This window comes from Bacillus cereus group sp. MG1, assembly GCF_040460035.1.
GTDB lineage: Bacteria > Bacillota > Bacilli > Bacillales > Bacillaceae_G > Bacillus_A > Bacillus_A cereus.
Genome location: NZ_JARVGY010000001.1, coordinates 374,853 through 392,698 on the forward strand (window position 1 = coordinate 374,853; position 17,846 = coordinate 392,698).

Sequence of the window (17,846 nt, forward strand, 5' to 3'; positions counted from 1 at the left end):
TCCCCTTACATTTCTGCATTTGGTGTATAGGCAACTTCTACAATAAATCCATTCGGATCGTAAAAATCAATCGTATAGTAACCTTCCGAATAATGATTCATTTCAATTGGACCACGTATTACCTTCACTTTCGTACTAGAAAGAAAATCTGCTACTTCATCAACTACTTCTCTATGAATAGCTTGATAACAAATATGTCTAGGCCCTAACGTCCTTACAATTTCCTCATCTACTTCTTTAAAGTATATTTCACTTTCTCCTGTGCTATATGCTATTTCATTTAACTTTCTCCACCCAATTATGGAAAACAACTTATTATAAAAAGAAATGGACTCCTCTAAATTTGCTACCCAAAATTCAATATGATGAATGCCTGCTCGCAGTGTATTCATATTAAGAATACGCTCCTTGTACTACTTGCACAATTTCCATCGGCTTATGAACCATGTAATCTGGTGCATCTTTTTTCACTGTTTCAATAACATCATATCCCCAAGATACCCAAATTACGTTCACTCCAGCCTTTTTACACGCTGCTACGTCTCGCTGTTCATCACCGACATATAACATATCTTTCTCTGTTATTTTTTTTGATTTCAAAAATCTTTTTATCATTTTATCTTTACCGAACAAATTTTTAGAACAATACACTTCTTGTATATTTTCTATATCATTCTTTTGTAAAAACGCCCGAATATGCTCTTCTGAGTTCGATGATATGACTGCAATTCCGTAGCCTTTTTTATGTAGTTCATCTAATACTTCTTTCATCCCATGGAACAAAACGAGATTTTTTATAGCCGGCTGATATAATTTATAAAATTCCAACGCTAATATCGGTAATTTATACAGTGGTACATTAAGTTGTTTACATCTCTCTGGCATCGTTAATTTACGTAAATGTTCAATTTCGTCTTCCTTTACTGCTTTATACCCATGTTTTTCAGCAAGTTGATTATAAATCGGTACAAATATATTTTGTGAGTCTACTAATGTGCCATCAAAGTCAAAAACAATATATTTTTGCATTCCCATACTCCCTTTGCTTCTTTTTTCTAAACCTATGTTATTCAACAACATAGTTGTCTGTCCCTTCTATAAAAATAAAAAAGAACAAGATTTTCTCTTGTTCTTTTTAAGAAAGCCATTTCGGCGGTACATTCGTATTCCAATAAATATTTCCTAACTCATGATGTCCAGAGTATCCATCATCAAAACGGTGGTAATGGAAATTAAAATAATAACCATCTTGCGGTGGATGATCTCTTCTTACATGGAAACGCAATAAATCATTTCCTGATTTCGTATCGTAGACATGAAAAATCTTTTCATTATTCCCACCAGCTGGTTTTTGAGAAATCGCTAATGATTGTAGTGAATCTTCTGGTACATCACTAGCAAGCTCAGCAATTGCCTCTTCAATTTTCGGTAATATTACATCTTTAAACTCATCTTCAATTACTGGACCAATTTTAGTACCAAACTTTTGCATCGACTGCTTCTCTGCTTCTTGCATTGCATAAGTAATAAAAGTATCGGTGGTTAACCTGTCATTCGCTTCTTCATATGTGTAGGACGTGCTCTCCAAACTTTGTTGCCCAGCTGTGCTCGTAGGCTTGTCCGCAGCTTTGGCATTATCAAGTAATATGGAAGGAGGCGTCACTAAACCAAATGTAAACACGGTAATTAGTGCGACTAAGGTTTTTCTAAACCAATTTGGCATTTATGTTCCCTCCCCTTTCACTCATTATTTTTTATATAACGGTGGTTTCTTCTATTATACAAAATGATTGTAATTATTGCACTTTACAATTTTGTTAACGTTCACATATTTTTCACTTGAATATGAAATTGTAAGATTTCATACAATAAAAATACAACAAAAATAAGGAGGCGATCAGATGACTTTAGATGTCATGTATTCCGCCGCAAGTATACTCGTTTTAGTATATTTTATTTATCAATGTGTTACAGACTAGAAAAAGAGCCATCAATGGCTCTTTTTTAATGGTAGAAATACAATCCATACAATCAATAAAATAAAAACAATGCCACCAATCACAGCTGGCAATAAATAAAACCGGGAAAGTATAACTATTCCATATAAAAGTATTGCTGGTAGTAGTAAATAACGATCTGCCTTCCATCTTAACAATAGTAATTTCCCTTCATCACAATATACACGAAGAAACATCTTATTCGTAAATTCAGTCCAATAATCACGTGCATAGCGAGAAATTGCAACTACAGCAAATACGAGAACAATAGCCGCAATCCACCTTGGAGTCATAATTATACTTACAGTACTGATACATACAATTTGAATATAAAATATTCGTGCAGTACTTGTACGGAAAAATTCTTTCAAAAAAGATTCGACAATACGAGAATCAGCTTTTTTCCCTAAAAGTCTTTTAGAGCGAGGAAATATCCACGGTTTTTTATTCGAACTACTCGGTTTAGCCGCATGACCACCAACTTGCATAATTCCGCTCGTCCAGCGCATGCTTTCCTCCTTTTCTTTCTCGATTTCTTTAAAAAAGAACTTTTTATAATTCATTTTCTCTTTTACTAATACACTACTTAAGAAAATTACTAGACCGATAAATAAAATTGAATACAATGGATTTTTATAAATAAAAAATAAACTAATTCCAAAAAAGGACACGCTCATAGAAAATACTACATTTTTTACAATCCATAAAACCCATCGTTTCCCCACATGTACATGAATAAATCTCGTTAACAACGACAACATAAATCGAAATATAGTAAAGAATACCCAAAATAATAGGACTTGTATCCCTGTTACTTCGATACTTTCCATCAACACCGGTAACATAATAACGACTACAATTATATTCGTTATCGCTATTCGAACAAATGTGTACATCATGCCATACTGGACTAATTTTCGCATATGTGTTGCATACGAAATTAAAAATAAACTATCCGCTTGCTCAAAAAATGAACGAACTCCTCTTCCATATGTAATCACATAAAATGCGAGTAATCCTAATCCGAAATAAATCGTCTCTTCCGTTGATAATTCATTTATCCATAGCGATCGATAATAGATTCCCATAAATATAAGTGCTGGAATAATAATATATAATGCGACTGTCCAATCTGTTACCGAACGTATAGACTTCCATTTCCGCTCAAGTTCATGGCGTAATCTCTTATAAAATTGTTGTTTAATCATGTTGTTCACGCCTTACAATTACATCAAAGCAGTCTAATAATGAACTACCCGGCATTTCCGCTAATATTTGAATAGATTCTAAATGTCCATCTGCGACTAATGTACCTTGTGAAATGAGTAAAAATCTTTCACAAATTTTTTCAGCAGTATCTAATACGTGCGTACAAAATAAAATTCCTGCCCCGCACTCTTTTTCTTTATATAAATAATTTAAAAACTCTTTCGTAGCTACCGGATCTAAACCGATAAAAGGTTCGTCAATGATATAAAAATCTGGCTCAGTTAAAAACGCCAATATTAGCATCGATTTTTGTTTCATGCCTTTTGAAAATTTTGATAAATACTCATGTTTATGCTTATTCATTCGAAAAGTATGTAATAATTGTTCCGCTCGTTCTTCCCAACTTCCCATTTCACTTCCACGAGCTGCCATTAATAATTCAATATGTTCCCAGAGCGTCAAGTAATCATAGTATGTTGGATGTTCTGGTACGTATGCATACGGATTTTTCTTTTCACCGAATGATATTTCACCGTCCATATTTACAAGTAATCCGAGTATCGTTTTAATCGTCGTACTCTTCCCAGCACCATTTGCTCCAATAAGAGCAACTAGTTCACCTTTTTCGATAGAAAAAGCTATATCATGAATTATTTTTTCGCCTATTTCATATCCAGCTGAGCGGATATTTACTTTTAACATGCATTCCCCTTCTTTCCATTTCTAATACAATCAAGGAAAAGAATAACATATAACTATCTATATATCATTATAAAATATTTATTTTCATAGCAGGAAAAAACATTTTTTAACAGAATATTAAATGTTTGATTACATTTTATTGGAGTGGATAATATGTCTTTTCAAATTCGTGAAGCAACGATAGATGATATAGACGCACTTTGTTCTTTAACGAAAGAATTAAAAGGTTCCTCTATTTCCTATGAAGATATGAACAACCGATTACAATTCGTACAAATGAGTCCGTTTGATTTTTTATATGTTTACGAGGAAGAAGAAGCTATATTTGGGTTACTTGGATTTCGTATACGTGAAAATTTAGAAGATGTAACACGTTATGGAGAGATTTCAATTATTAGCGTTGATTCTAACATACGACGGAAAGGCATTGGACAAGTGTTGATGGATTATGCCGAGCAATTAGCAAAGAAACATAATTGCATTGGCACATGGCTAGTTAGTGGAACAAAAAGAGTAGAAGCTCATCCTTTTTACAAAAAATTAGGATATGAAGTAAATGGCTACAGATTTGTAAAACATTTTTAAACTACTTATAAATTGAAGGGACTATAACTATGACAAACATTAAAGCAATTTTCATTGATCGTGACGGTACAATTGGTGGTGACACTACAATACATTATCCGGGATCTTTTACATTATTTCCGTTTACAAAAGCAGCTTTGCAAAAACTAAAAGCTCAAAATATAAAAATTTTCTCTTTCACAAATCAACCTGGTATCGCAGATGGAATTGCAACTGTAGCCGATTTTGTACAAGAATTAGAAGGCTTCGGTTTTGATGATATTTATGTATGTCCTCACAAACACGGTGATGGTTGTGAATGTCGTAAACCAAGTACAGGTATGCTGCTACAAGCAGCTGAAAAACACGGGCTTGATTTAACAAAATGCGCTGTAATTGGTGATCGCTGGACCGATATCGTTGCAGGAGCAACAGTGCATGCGATAACGATATTGGTGCGCACAGGCGCTGGATACGATGCTTTACATACGTACCGAGACAAATGGGCACATATTGAACCAAACTACATTGCAGATAACTTTGAAGATGCAACAAACTGGGTTTTAAATCAACTATAATACAAATGAAAATTTTGATTCACCCGAAATAATTTAAAACATAGTTAAAATAGCCTTTTTGGCAAATAATTGTATTCCACAAAACGGATCACCTCAAAAGGTAGCAAGTTCCCTTTTGATACGCAAACATTGCAATTCAAATTATATTTTTTATTAGTAACAGCAATTAACGTAAAGAAGGAATAGCTTAGTGGCTATCCCTTCTTTATTGACTTCTATTATTTACATTTGTTATCTGTTTTTATTGAGTATTCTCATCGTTTTTATACTCCAAAATATCCCCTGGCTGACACTCCAAAGCTTTACATATCGCTTCTAATGTTGAAAAACGAACCGCTTTTGCTTTCCCATTTTTCAAAATAGAAAGATTCGCCATCGTAATTCCAACCTTCTCCGAAAGCTCCGTTACACTCATTTTTCGTTTTGCTAACATGACGTCAATATTAATAATGATTGTCATATCCGCCACCTCAGACCGTCAAATCATTTTCTGATTTTATGTTAATTGCCTCTTGTAGAAGTCGTTGGAGGATAGCAGCAAAAACGGCGATAACGAGCGAAGCAAAAACGATAATGAGTCCCACTAACCCAATAGGAGGGTCCATTTTTTTCGCTATAAAATGAAAAAGTGGCAAACTTAATACATACAAACCACTGATTGTAATTGCACAGCGCTTTATATTCTTTAACGCCTTTACTGATAATTCCGAGAACGCTGTGTTCTCATCAATGTACTGTAAAAGATTGAAAGCCTGATAAAGAGCAACGTAAAAAGGCACAGCTGCTACATACAGTACAATTAAAACAAGATATTTTATCGGAGCAATGTTAGGATACAAATTCGCTGTGAAATCCGCCATTTCCGGCACTAAAAATATGCATAAAGCAAGCACTGAAATTCCAGCAAGAAAAATAATTACTTTTAAGAACATTGTTGAACTTCGTTTAAGATTCATTTACAATACCTCACTTATTTAATGGCAACATAATTTTATCACAACATTTATTGTTTAACAATAAATAAATATCGTTTTATTTTCGTCATGTTTTTTAATTTAGGCAAAAATAAAAAAGAATTTCTCATTACAAAGAAATTCTTTTTCTTGAAAATGTCTCTTTCAACTTAATTTTTTAAAACGTTAATTCGTAATGGAAATAACGATTATCTCTCAAATAACCATTTTCAGCGTATAATCGTTGTGCTGATAAATTATCAATCTCCGTTTGCAGCTTTACACCTTTTGCTCCATTTTCTAATGCGTATTCTTTAGCAGCTTCTAATAATTTTTTACCTGTTCCGGCTCCACGCTTCGCCGCTTGTACAAATAAATCATTTAAAATCCATAATTCTTTCATTGAAATAGAAGAAAATGATGGATATAGTTGCGTGAACCCAATATATTCGCCGTCTTCAACTGCTACGAAAATAACAGACTCTTTTTTCTCAATTCTATTTCGTAAAAATACTTTTGCCCCTTCTAAATCAGAATCTTGCCTATAAAACATGCGATAGTTATTAAAAACTGATGCTAGTCCATCTAAATCTGCAATTGTTGCCTCATATATTCTCATTTTACTCCATTCCCCTTCCAATACTGTCTCATTATATCCGTTGCCCATTTAGGCTGGTGTATTTCTTCTGTCGGCATAAACTCTTTCATTATTGGTTTTATATCCAATATAGGAGTGCCATCAATAGCATCTAATCCCTCAACAATAATTGATTTACCTTCTCTTTTGATCATCTTTACAATTGTTACACCTATGCGATTTGGGCGATTTTTCCCGCGCTGTGCAAAAATACCTACTTCAGGATAATCCTTATTATTTCTAGGATGTCTAGCAAAATACTGAATTTGCTCGTCAGTTACTTTATGAAAATAAAAAACAACTTCAATATGAGAAAAATCTTCAACCCCTTGTATACTCTCTTCTGCATACATTTCAGTTAAAGTTATACGAGATCTTACTTCTCCCCACTCATCATCTTTTATTTCCTTTCTTTCATTATGTACAAATGCGATTGGTTGAACTGAAAACATACGCATTCCCCCTTAAATGTAACCACTTACATTATAAAATATTTTCTGAATGTTTTCCAGATATACGAATAAAGTTTACATAATATAATTATACTCTATCTAGAGCTACCTTGACTGCTTCAATTGCATGTATATGAGTTGTATCAAATATCGGGACAGATACGTTTTCTTGCTTTATTAATAACCCTATTTCTGTACAACCTAATATGATTCCCTGTGCTCCTTTTTGCACTAACTCTTCGATGCCTCTTTTATAATATTCTCTAGATTGAGATACTATTTTTCCTAAACATAATTCTGTATATATTACTTTATTTATTTCTTTTCTATTTTTTTCTGATGGTACTATTACTTTTATATTATTTTCTTCTATACGTGACTTATAGAAATCTTGCTCCATTGTATATTTAGTTCCAAGCAGACCAACCTTTTGAATGTCTTTTCTTTTAATTTCTTTTGCAGTTGCATCAGCAATATGTAAGACTGGAATATCAATTTTGGCCTTTATTTTTCCAACTACCTTATGCATTGTATTTGTACAAATGATTATAAAGTCTGCTCCTCCCTTTTGTAATGAATATGCCGCATTCCCTAGAATTTCTCCAGCACCATCCCAATCTCCGCTAGACTGACATCGTTCAATCTCTTCAAAATCCACACTATTAATCAAACATTTTGCTGAATGTAGCCCTCCTAATCTCTCTTTTATTTCTTCATTAATAATTCGATAATATTCAGAAGTTGATTCCCAACTCATACCACCTATAAGACCTATCGTTTTCATATAAACACCTACCTAAACTTTTTTATAAAACTAATAACAACGTTTTATTATGTATATTATACACAATAAAACAAGACTTTAAGTTTGGGATATAAAGTCTTGTTTTAACGTAATAATATAGAATAATTGTACTTTCATTTCCAAGGAAATTTTTATAGAATATTCTGAAATTAATAATCTGATATTTTTATAAATTCTTTATACTTATAATTAAAACACTCTCGATACAACTCTTTGATTTCATCATATGATGGAACACGTGGGTTATTAGCTGGGCTACCACTTTCAATTGCATCTGATGCCATTTTAGAGATAGCATTTTCAAATTCAATTTCATCGATACCGTATTCTTTTAAATTTGGAATACGAAGATCATAGCAAAGCTTTTTTATTTCCCCAATCGTGTAGTCTGCTACTTCCTCATCAGAATTCGAATACAAATCCTTATTTAAGTTACGTCCAATTTTTGCTAACCTTTTCACTGCACTTGTTTTTGTAAACTCTAACACTGTAGGTAATAGTATGGCATTTGATATTCCATGCGGTACATGAAATAATGCTCCCACTGGCCTTGACATTCCATGAACTAATGTAACTGATGCATTCGAAAATGCAATTCCAGCTTGTAAGGAAGCAATCATCATCGCTTCTCTTGCCTCCATATTATGTCCATCTTCATATGCTATACGTAAATATTTCATAATACTTTCAATAGCTGAAAGAGCAAGTACATCTGTAAGTGGTTGTGAAAATTTAGAAATATAAGCTTCAATCGCATGACATAACGCATCTATTCCTGTTGCTGCCGTAATTTGTGGTGGTAACGAACTTGTCAAAACTGGATCTATAATTGCTACTTTCGGTATAAAACTAGGATGCTTCATCATCATTTTTACATCTGTTTTTTTATTCGTAATTACTGCTACACTTGTAACTTCCGAACCAGTACCAGAAGTTGTTGGAATTGCAATAAGTGGTAGTGGATTGTTTTCTATTTCAATATCCTTTTGGACATAATCCTCAACTTCTCCACCATTTGTATATAAAACCGGTACCGCTTTCGCAGCATCAATACAACTTCCACCACCAATACCGATAATAAAATCGCACTTTTCCTCTTTACAAAGAGATAACGCTTCTAATACGTGTATATTTGTAGGCTCAGCATCCACTTTATTATATGTACTAACAATAATACCTTTCTTATTTAGTTGTTGCATACACTTTTCAACATATCCTAATTTCTCCATAATTGTATCAGTAACTATAAAAGCTCTTTTCCCTAACTTTTTTGATTGTTCTCCCAGTTTTTCAAGCGAATTCCTTCCATATAATACCGACTTTGGCATACGAAACTCAGAAACCTCTTGCAAGTCCCCCACCCCTTCTTATCCTAATTAATATTTTATAATATAAATTATCGATTTGATGAATCTTTACGATTCAAATTTTTTAATAGAGTCCTGTTAAAGTATAGAATGCGATAACTAAAAATACAGCAACCGTTTTCAAAATAGTAATAGCAAATATATCTTTATATGACTGTTTATGTGTTAATCCCGTTACTGTAAGAATAGTAATAATAGCCCCGTTATGTGGTAGTGTATCCATTCCTCCTGATGCCATTGATACGATACGGTGCATAACTTCTAATGGAATATCAAATTGATTGGCCGCTGCAATAAATTTATCTCCCATTGCGCTTAATACTATTCCCATTCCTCCTGATGCCGAGCCTGTAATTCCAGCTAAAATATTCGTCGTTACTGCACCATTCACTAACGGATTTGTGAAAGTAGCAGAGATGCCATCTCTCATAATTGCGAAGCCTGGAAGTGCTGCAATGACACCACCGAATCCAAACTCAGCTCCTGTATTCATCGTTGCAAGTAGCGCTCCACCAATACTTGTATTCAATCCAGCTTGGAAACCTGTTACTACTCGCTTCCAATATAATAATAACGTTGTTAAGATCCCTATAATAAGTGCCAATTCTACAGACCAAATTCCTACTACTGCACTTAATTCTACTTTTCCAAATGCTTTCATACCAATTGCAGAAAAATCAAAACCGCTTGGATACCACTTCGGTATCATAATAGTAAACACTTTATTCATTACACCTACTAAAATAAGTGGTATAAATGCAATAAGTTGTTGCGCTCTTGTGATTTCAATGTTATTAATTAATGGCATATTTTTTTGTTCTACTTGCAAAGATGCTGCCATTTCAGTATTTCCATCATTAAAACCAAAATATCCTTCACCTGCTGCTTTTGCCTTCTTACGTCTACTCTCTAAATATAGTAAACCTAATGTAAGAACAAAAATTGCTCCTACAATCCCAAGTATCGGTGCAGCATAAATATCCGTTTTAAAAAATGTTGTAGGTATTACATTTTGAATTTGTGGTGATCCAGGTAGCGCATCCATTGTAAACGTTACTGCTCCAAGAACAATCGTTCCAGGGATTAAACGCTTTGGAATATTAGCTTGTCGAAACAACTTAGCTGCGAACGGATAAACAGCAAACACTACTACATACACACTAACACCACTATACGTTAAAATAGCCCCCATTAATACAATCGCTAATATAGTACGTTTTTCACCAACTAACTCAATAATTGTTTTTGCGATAGAATCTGCAATTCCTGACATTTCCACTACTTTTCCAAATATTGCTCCTAATAAAAACACAGGAAAATATAATTTTATAAATCCAACCATTTTCTCCATAAAGATATTAGAAAAGAAAGGTAATACATAACTAGGTTCTGTCAAAAATACTGCAAATAATGCAAATATCGGCGCGAATAAAATAACAGAAAAACCTCTGTATGCTACGAACATAAGTAAACTTAGTGCTAATAATATAATAACTAACTCCAATTTTACCCCTCCATTAAACAGAATATTCTAAATTTTATTGATAAATTTCTACTAACCTTTTAATTCTGACATCCCTCCTCTTATTCATACAAATTTTTATGCTAAAAATGTCTAATTATAATTATTCGATTACATATGAAAAATCCCTTTAAACAGAAACGAATTCATCGTCATACGTTATAAAGGGATTGCTAGAATCTATATTTACTGCTGTATTAAATTTTTCTCTATACAAAAATGATACAGTTCTTCAACATCTTTCACTATGTAGGTCGCACTAACTTCAGTCAGTTCTTTTTCACAGCCATAGCCATATAAAACACCAATTGAAGCAATTCCATTCTGATTTGCACCTATTATATCGTGCTTTCTATCACCAATCATTATCATTTCTTCTTTATTTAGTTCTTCATGTGTTTGTAAAATATGAGCAATTATTTCTTCTTTTTTTATTCTCGTACCATCTAAATTACTTCCAATGATGTCTTCGAAATAATTCGTTAATTGAAAATGCTCTATAACTTGTTTCGCAAATACAGTGGGCTTTGAAGTTGCTACGAATATGCGATTCCCTGAACTTTTTAATTGTTGCAAGAGCTTCAGAATCCCCTCTTATACATTATTTTCAAACAATCCACGCTGCTTTAAATACTCACGGAAGTAAAAAACAGCACGTTCAACCTCTCCTTCACTCATATTATATCTCTCTATGAATGATTGCTGAATAGGAGGACCTATAAATGAATCTAACTCACTTATATGTACTTCTTCAATTCCTACTTTTTTTAATGCATATAAAACCGAGTTTACAATCCCTTCTTTCGGATCAGTTAAAGTTCCATCTAAATCAAATAGAAATATTTTATACATGCTTCATTCCTCCACTTAATTTGCTGTATAAATAAGTGCTAACATCTCTTCCACTTCTCCCTATTATACTATTATTATCTATTTTTTCGAAAAATCAATTTCCCTATGTCACATACTTTCAGTTACAAAATACGATAGATATGATACAGTAAAAAAGTTACAATTATTTTAATAGAAACTGGTGAAACAAATGTCAATTACGTTAATTTTTATAATGGCTTTCACAATTGTGATCCACGCAGTTGAAACAAGCTCTTATAGTATTCGATTAGCTGGAGTACGTTTAAAGAAGATTGCGGTTGCCTTGTCTGTTGTAGGAATGGTGTTACTTATTTCAAGAACATCAAACTTACTACAAGCCTTTTTAATCGGTGGTATTGTCGATGAAGCAAAACTAGATTCTTCTATTAATTTAGAGCATATTATACGACTCGTACTATTATCGGCTTCTATCGGTACTTTAATCGCGATCATTCTTTATCCAACTTTGACAAAATTATTTGGATATGTCATTCAAAACTTTGAAACAGACGGTTCTTTCATTCGAATGATGAAAACGAATAACATTCAAAAATTAAAGTACACAAAAAAATATGTCCGTTTTCCAAAGTTAGAAATGATTCATAGACTGCGTATCGGTGGTATTCCAAAGCGTATTATGCTTATTAACATGTTTGCTACTGCTATTTATACAGCAGGGGTACTTTCAGCCCTTTACGCTTCTTTTTTAAATCCAGATTATGCAACAAATGCAAGTACAGCTTCTGGCCTTGTAAATGGTTTCGCCACTATTTTATTAACTGTATTACTCGATCCACGCATTGCTCTTTTAACAGAACGTGCTCTACAATCAGAAAGCGGTGCTGAATCTATGAGTAAAATGTATGGTTGGCTAATGATTTCTAGACTTCTCGGCACATTATTAGCACAACTGCTATTTGTACCAGGTGCTTACTGGATTTTATGGATTATTGAACTGATGCATTAATTTACTAGAAAGGTGAATTTATCAATGAAGATCAAAACAGAGAAAGATATAATTCGCTTAATAGAAAACGACGAATGGATGATGAATGTATTACAAATGGCAAAATTACTAGAGCTACCTGATTGGTGGATTTGTGCCGGATTTGTTCGTTCTAAAATTTGGGATACTTTACATGACTATGAAGCTAAAACGGCTATGCCTGATGTTGATGTGATTTATTATGATAGTCTACATCAAGATGAGATATACGAACAATCATTAGAAACGAAATTAATGAATATTGATGCTACTATCCCTTGGTCTGTAAAAAATCAAGCTCGTATGCATGTAGTGAATAATATGCCACCATATTCTTCTTCTGTTAATGCTATTTCTAAATTCCCTGAAACAGCAACGGCTTTAGGAGTTACACTTGATGAACTAAACAACGTTATCTTAACAGCCCCATGTGGTATTGAAGATGTCCTTTCCTTACAAGTGAAACCAACAGCTCATTTTCTTGAATCGAAAGAACGATTACATATGTACAAAAACAGAGTTATAAAAAAGAATTGGCAAAGTAAGTGGCCTAACATCACAATCACATATCCAGAAATTTAGAAAGGGTGCCTCTCATTTATAGAAGCACCCTTTTCTTCATTTCAAAAAATGTATGACTGTTTCTGCAAATCTATCTGCTTCCTCATAATGAGGTGAATGACCGCTCTCTTCAAATACGATATACTTGCCGTTTCGGGCATCTTTATTAAATGTTTTAATTTGTTCTTCACACGTTACTACATCATGTTTTCCTACTATTAATAACATTAGATTTTGTACATCTTTTATTTTTGATAATAATGATGTATGACATGCTCCCTCTAATTTTAATCTATCAAAGTGAATTTTGGAGCGATTTGAAAATATTTCCCACTCTTCATCACTGTATAAACTCTCATCTGTCCTATTTTCCTTATTATTGTAAATCTCCATTCTTTTTTCTTCTAATTCAGCGCTTAGTCTTATATAAGCTTCTAACAACTCTTCTGAACTAGCATCGCTAGATGAATAAGCAAAGCATTCTTTTGCTATTTCTTCTTTTCCATACTTTTTTAATAAATGTCCTGTCTTTTGTAACAAAGCCCTACTTGTTAATGCAAAATTAAAAGTTGGTCCTTCAAATATTATTTTCTCTATTGAACTTGGATATATCGACGCATAAAGCAATGCTACATATCCACCGAAAGAGTGTCCAATTATAGACCACTTCTCAATTTGTAATACTTTTTTTAATTCCTCACAGTCTTCAATCAAATCATTTAATCCAAAAGCTTCGTCTTCAGTTATTTCTTCTGAGCGACAAACACCTCTTTGATCTATTATAATTACATATAGAGAATCTTTTAAACGTTCCGCTTGATGAAATGAAAAATCATAACAACTTTCTCCTGGTCCACCATGCAAGTATAAGACTGGCTTATTTTTAGGATTTCCATGTGTTTCAACGTATAGCTTTTTCCCTCTAATATTCATGTATTTCCCTGCTTCTATCAAATTTTCCTTTATAATCACCACCCCCCTTTTTTTACTGAATATTATAACATTTAATATTAAATAATTCCTATTACATTTAAGAAGACGATAATTATTGCAAGTGGTGCTACAAATCGAAGTAAAAATGCCCAACAAGTAAATACTTTCTTTCCATAATTTCCACCTACAAAAAACTCTGCTTCTAGTACCTTCTTCTCCATTTTGAATGAAACGAAAATACTAATAAATAGTGCTCCAAGTGGCATTAATATATTACTAGATAAAAAGTCTACTGCATCAAAAATATTCTTTCCGAAAATCGTAATATCACTCCATACTCCAAATGATAACGCTGATGGTATACCTACCAAGAAAATGCCGAAACCGATCATCCATGATAATTTCGTTCTCTTTTCTTGTTCACCATTTGCTAATGCTGAAACAACAGTTTCTAGTAGAGAAAATGCTGATGTTAATGTCGCAAATGTAAATAGTGCAAGAAATACTGTTAAGAAAAATCCACCGAATGGGATTTGACTAAATACAGATGGTAATACGATAAATAGTAATCCAGGTCCTTCTGTTGGCTCCATTCCTAATGAAAATACGGCTGGAAAAATAGCAAGACCTGCAAATAATGAAACAAATAAATTTAATCCAACAATTGTTATTGCTGATTTTGGTAAACTTTCTTTTTTATTTAAATAGGAACTATACGTAACCATAATTGAAATCCCGATACTAATTGCAAAGAATGATTGCCCCATTGCGAACAAAATACTTTCCGAAGTAATCTTTGAGAAATCTGGTTGTAAGAAAAACTTCACACCTTTCATTGCATCATCAAGTGTTAACGAACGAATAATAAGAGCGACAAATAAAACGAACAATGCTGGCAACATATATTTACTTGCTTTTTCAATTCCGTTTTGTACACCCTTTGATACAACCCATATCGTAATGAACATAAAAGCGAAATGTCCCATAATAGCCCAAGCAGGATTCCCAATTGTTTCAGTAAATAATGTACCGTAATTTTGTCCTGGAGTAATCAGTTGTCCAGTTATTCCTCTGAATAAATAAATAAATTAATACCCATCCACCTACAACACTATAAAACGAAAGTAGTATAAAACAAGTTCCAACACCAAGGCGTCCAATCCAATGCCATCCCGTATTTGGTGCGATGCTTTTAAATGCTCCAACTGCTTGTTTCTGCGTACTGCGTCCAATCATAAATTCAGCTATAAGTAGCGGTAGTCCAATTAAAACAGTAAATAATATAAATATTAAAAAGAACGCTCCTCCCCCACTCTTCCCAGCGATATAAGGGAACTTCCATATCGCACCAAGTCCAATTGCTGATCCGGCTGCCGCCATTATAAAACCTAATTTCGAAGTCCATTGCTCCGTCTGTTTCATCTCATTTTCCTCCTAATTAAATCTTTTTATATAAATAAATAAATTTTATAAACCTATTCAAATAAACCCTCCATTTCTTCTTCCATATAATAAAAAAATGGCCTAGCATCTCTATATAAAGAGACGCTAAGCCATTTACTTAACGCGGTACCACCCTTATTGATTCCATTATGAATCCACCTTAGTAGTAATCGTTTGATTACAAACCTAATATCGAAGGTTAACCGTTAAGATTTACTAAGAATGTAATTCCGTTCCACCTTACTGCTCCTAGGCGAGTTCAGGATGTTATTTGACTATGTCACACCAACCCATAGCTCTCTGTACAAATACATGACCTTACTACTCCTATTCAACACATTTTAATATTTAGAATATATTTTCTTTTGAAATTAATATGAAGTATATCTGTTATATTTGTAACTGTCAAGGGTATATTGATTTTTTTGTCGAAATGGTTCATATTTCAACTGACTTTTACTAAGCTTATTAGAAAAAGAAAGAGTCTATATTTTCACCTTTTCAAACGAACTATAAAAAAAGAATCTTCGCGATAATCGCGAAGATTCTTTTTACGGTATGAGACGAGTACAATCTCTCGGAAAAGCACTCGCCTCTCGTACATTTGTTAATTCTAAAAGTTTATATACAACCCTTTCTAACCCAATTCCGAAACCTCCATGTGGTGGACAACCATATCGAAATGTATTTAAATAAGATTGAAATTTATCTGGGTGTAATCCTTTTTCTTTAAACGAAGCGAGTAACATTTCATAATTATGAATTCGCTGTGCCCCTGACGTTATTTCTAATCCTTTATATAATAAGTCGAATGAATCAGTAATAGCTGGATTCTCTTTATTCGGCATCGTATACATCGGTCTCGCTTTTTTCGGATAATGCGTAATGAAAACAAATTCACTATTATATATTTCCTTTACATATTTCCCTAGTAACTTTTCACCTTCTGTATCTAAATCCCCTACAGGAGATTCTTTACGATACTTACTTTTCAAAATTTCTTGTGCTTCTAACAATGTAATTTTAGGTATTTCAGTAATAACAGGTACTTCTATTTGTAATAGTTGTAGTTCTATTTCACATTTTTTCGCTACTTGTTGAAACATATATCGTAAAACATCCGTTTCTAGTTGCATCACTTCATAAAAATCATGAATAAAACCAAGCTCTACGTCTAACGATATATATTCATTCAAATGACGGGAAGAATTATGATGTTCCGCTCTATATACAGGTGCAATTTCAAAAACTCGTTCTAACCCACCTGCCACCATCATTTGCTTATAGAACTGTGGTGATTGTGCTAAATAAGCTTCTTTTTGGAAGTATGGAAGCTTAAAAACATTTGCTCCTCCTTCTGCCCCTTGCGAAACAATTTTCGGCGTAAAGATCCGTGTGAAATCGTTCTCTATAAGAAATTCACTAAAGCTTTGAACGAGTGTAGATTTCACTTTAAAAATCGCTGCGGTTCGCTCATGCCTTAATGATATTACTCGCTCATTAAGTAGTTGATCTAAGCCAACTTGTAACTTCTTTTTATTTATTTCAAATGGAAGTGGCTCTGCACTGTTTATTACTTTCACTTCATGAGCAAGTACTTCAACACCCAATTCTGTTTTCGATGTCTCGACTATTTCACCAATTACGTGGACGACACTTTCTACATCAACTTTATATCCAGCCAATTCATTTTCTAATACACATTGAATTACTCCTGTTCTGTCCCGTAATAATAAAAAACTAACATTTCCAAGATGTCGAATCTTTTTTACCCATCCTTGAAGTAATACAACCTTTCCACTTTGCTTTTTACATTCTTTTGTGAGTGAACGCTTCATTATTGAATCCATTATTTTTCCCTCCAGTAATTTTATATTTATTTACGTTATTGTTGTCATCGTCATCATCCACGGTCACTCACCCCCTTTCAAAGAATACAAAAATCCGCCCCTATAAATAGGGACGGATTTTTTTCCGCGGTACCACCCAAATTGTCATACTGACCATCTTAGCCCTGATAACGGTAGGTACCGTTTGCTTTTACTAATAATCACGTTCAAAGCAACACTCACAGGTGTCTTTCCATCATGCGGTATCGCAACCTTTCCAGCAACTGGCTGCTCTCTGTAGACCTTTGCACCATGTACTTTTCCTGATCATCACTTTTTATATTTACAGAGCATTCTAACTCCTTATCTTATAAAACGCAAGCTTTTTTTGAAACATTCTGGTTTTATAACTCCTAACTTCTTCTAAAGTGTGAAA

At 33.3% G+C, this 17,846-nt stretch carries 18 protein-coding genes, 2 pseudogenes and 2 other annotated features; of the genes and pseudogenes, 4 read left to right on the forward strand and 16 right to left on the reverse strand.

Annotated features, from left to right (window positions below):
• Positions 1 to 5 precede the first annotated feature (5 nt).
• The 5 genes from QCI79_RS01815 to QCI79_RS01835 all read right to left on the reverse strand — a co-directional run bounded on the left by QCI79_RS01815 (position 6) and on the right by QCI79_RS01835 (position 3,908).
• Positions 6 to 392, reverse strand: coding sequence for a VOC family protein (locus tag QCI79_RS01815; protein ID WP_001094662.1), 387 nt, complete (start codon positions 390 to 392; stop codon positions 6 to 8).
• A 1-nt stretch (position 393) separates the two neighbouring features.
• Positions 394 to 1,029 (reverse strand): HAD family hydrolase, encoded by a 636-nt coding sequence (locus QCI79_RS01820; RefSeq protein WP_015382298.1) that lies wholly within the window; start codon positions 1,027 to 1,029, stop codon positions 394 to 396.
• Between the two features lie 106 nt (positions 1,030 to 1,135).
• Positions 1,136 to 1,723 carry a YpjP family protein gene (locus tag QCI79_RS01825; protein WP_001134420.1) on the reverse strand — a complete coding sequence of 196 codons (588 nt, stop codon included), beginning with the start codon at positions 1,721 to 1,723 and terminating at the stop codon, positions 1,136 to 1,138.
• A 267-nt stretch (positions 1,724 to 1,990) separates the two neighbouring features.
• The gene (locus tag QCI79_RS01830; protein WP_000595447.1) at positions 1,991 to 3,205 is read right to left on the reverse strand and encodes an ABC transporter permease; all 1,215 of its coding nucleotides are present in this window, start codon (positions 3,203 to 3,205) and stop codon (positions 1,991 to 1,993) included.
• Positions 3,198 to 3,908, reverse strand: coding sequence for an ABC transporter ATP-binding protein (locus QCI79_RS01835; RefSeq protein ID WP_021727568.1), 711 nt, complete (start codon positions 3,906 to 3,908; stop codon positions 3,198 to 3,200). The genes QCI79_RS01830 and QCI79_RS01835 overlap by 8 nt, the downstream gene beginning before the upstream one ends.
• A 153-nt stretch (positions 3,909 to 4,061) precedes the next feature.
• Between QCI79_RS01835 and QCI79_RS01840 the strand changes: the two genes are divergently transcribed.
• Entirely contained in the window at positions 4,062 to 4,493 is a 432-nt protein-coding gene (locus QCI79_RS01840) for a GNAT family N-acetyltransferase (RefSeq protein ID WP_000009776.1), read from the forward strand.
• 29 nt (positions 4,494 to 4,522) lie between these two features.
• Positions 4,523 to 5,050 carry an HAD-IIIA family hydrolase gene (locus QCI79_RS01845; RefSeq protein WP_000181777.1) on the forward strand — a complete coding sequence of 176 codons (528 nt, stop codon included), beginning with the start codon at positions 4,523 to 4,525 and terminating at the stop codon, positions 5,048 to 5,050.
• Positions 5,051 to 5,291: 241 nt separating this feature from the next.
• On the opposite strand, the gene QCI79_RS01850 is transcribed toward QCI79_RS01845, so the two are convergent.
• The 8 genes and pseudogenes from QCI79_RS01850 to QCI79_RS01885 all read right to left on the reverse strand — a co-directional run bounded on the left by QCI79_RS01850 (position 5,292) and on the right by QCI79_RS01885 (position 11,638).
• Positions 5,292 to 5,510 (reverse strand): helix-turn-helix domain-containing protein, encoded by a 219-nt coding sequence (locus QCI79_RS01850; RefSeq protein ID WP_000152534.1) that lies wholly within the window; start codon positions 5,508 to 5,510, stop codon positions 5,292 to 5,294.
• Between the two features lie 10 nt (positions 5,511 to 5,520).
• Positions 5,521 to 6,006, reverse strand: coding sequence for a DUF2975 domain-containing protein (locus tag QCI79_RS01855; protein WP_001050143.1), 486 nt, complete (start codon positions 6,004 to 6,006; stop codon positions 5,521 to 5,523).
• 175 nt (positions 6,007 to 6,181) lie between these two features.
• Positions 6,182 to 6,622: a GNAT family N-acetyltransferase gene (locus QCI79_RS01860; protein WP_001223866.1), complete on the reverse strand. Its 441-nt coding sequence runs from the start codon at positions 6,620 to 6,622 to the stop codon at positions 6,182 to 6,184.
• Positions 6,619 to 7,092 carry an SAM-dependent methyltransferase gene (locus tag QCI79_RS01865; RefSeq protein WP_000493254.1) on the reverse strand — a complete coding sequence of 158 codons (474 nt, stop codon included), beginning with the start codon at positions 7,090 to 7,092 and terminating at the stop codon, positions 6,619 to 6,621. The genes QCI79_RS01860 and QCI79_RS01865 overlap by 4 nt, the downstream gene beginning before the upstream one ends.
• A gap of 88 nt (positions 7,093 to 7,180) precedes the next feature.
• The gene (locus tag QCI79_RS01870) at positions 7,181 to 7,876 is read right to left on the reverse strand and encodes an aspartate/glutamate racemase family protein (RefSeq protein ID WP_000848570.1); all 696 of its coding nucleotides are present in this window, start codon (positions 7,874 to 7,876) and stop codon (positions 7,181 to 7,183) included.
• A gap of 170 nt (positions 7,877 to 8,046) precedes the next feature.
• On the reverse strand, positions 8,047 to 9,249 hold the full coding sequence (locus QCI79_RS01875) for an iron-containing alcohol dehydrogenase (protein WP_021727569.1): 1,203 nt from the start codon (positions 9,247 to 9,249) through the stop codon (positions 8,047 to 8,049).
• A gap of 79 nt (positions 9,250 to 9,328) precedes the next feature.
• Positions 9,329 to 10,768, reverse strand: a complete 1,440-nt coding sequence (locus QCI79_RS01880; RefSeq protein ID WP_000424327.1) for a GntP family permease — start codon at positions 10,766 to 10,768, stop codon at positions 9,329 to 9,331.
• 204 nt (positions 10,769 to 10,972) lie between these two features.
• A pseudogene (locus tag QCI79_RS01885) lies at positions 10,973 to 11,638 on the reverse strand (HAD family hydrolase).
• 190 nt (positions 11,639 to 11,828) lie between these two features.
• On the opposite strand from QCI79_RS01885, the gene QCI79_RS01890 reads away from it, so the two are divergent.
• Both QCI79_RS01890 and QCI79_RS01895 read left to right on the forward strand, forming a co-directional pair.
• Positions 11,829 to 12,626 (forward strand): lipid II flippase Amj family protein, encoded by a 798-nt coding sequence (locus tag QCI79_RS01890; protein ID WP_000028915.1) that lies wholly within the window; start codon positions 11,829 to 11,831, stop codon positions 12,624 to 12,626.
• Positions 12,627 to 12,650: 24 nt separating this feature from the next.
• Positions 12,651 to 13,226 (forward strand): nucleotidyltransferase family protein, encoded by a 576-nt coding sequence (locus tag QCI79_RS01895; RefSeq protein ID WP_000695354.1) that lies wholly within the window; start codon positions 12,651 to 12,653, stop codon positions 13,224 to 13,226.
• Positions 13,227 to 13,262: 36 nt separating this feature from the next.
• Here QCI79_RS01895 and QCI79_RS01900 read toward each other — a convergent pair whose 3' ends face one another.
• The 3 genes and pseudogenes from QCI79_RS01900 to aspS all read right to left on the reverse strand — a co-directional run bounded on the left by QCI79_RS01900 (position 13,263) and on the right by aspS (position 17,431).
• A complete protein-coding gene (locus tag QCI79_RS01900) occupies positions 13,263 to 14,138 on the reverse strand; it encodes an alpha/beta fold hydrolase (RefSeq protein WP_002100944.1) in 876 nt (291 codons plus the stop codon).
• Between the two features lie 77 nt (positions 14,139 to 14,215).
• Positions 14,216 to 15,560, reverse strand: a pseudogene (locus QCI79_RS01905) (sodium-dependent transporter).
• A 116-nt stretch (positions 15,561 to 15,676) separates the two neighbouring features.
• Positions 15,677 to 15,925: a binding site (T-box leader), on the reverse strand.
• Positions 15,926 to 16,132: 207 nt separating this feature from the next.
• On the reverse strand, positions 16,133 to 17,431 hold the full coding sequence (gene aspS, locus QCI79_RS01910; RefSeq protein ID WP_000377332.1) for an aspartate--tRNA(Asn) ligase: 1,299 nt from the start codon (positions 17,429 to 17,431) through the stop codon (positions 16,133 to 16,135).
• Between the two features lie 105 nt (positions 17,432 to 17,536).
• Positions 17,537 to 17,750 (reverse strand) — a binding site (T-box leader).
• Positions 17,751 to 17,846 lie beyond the last annotated feature (96 nt).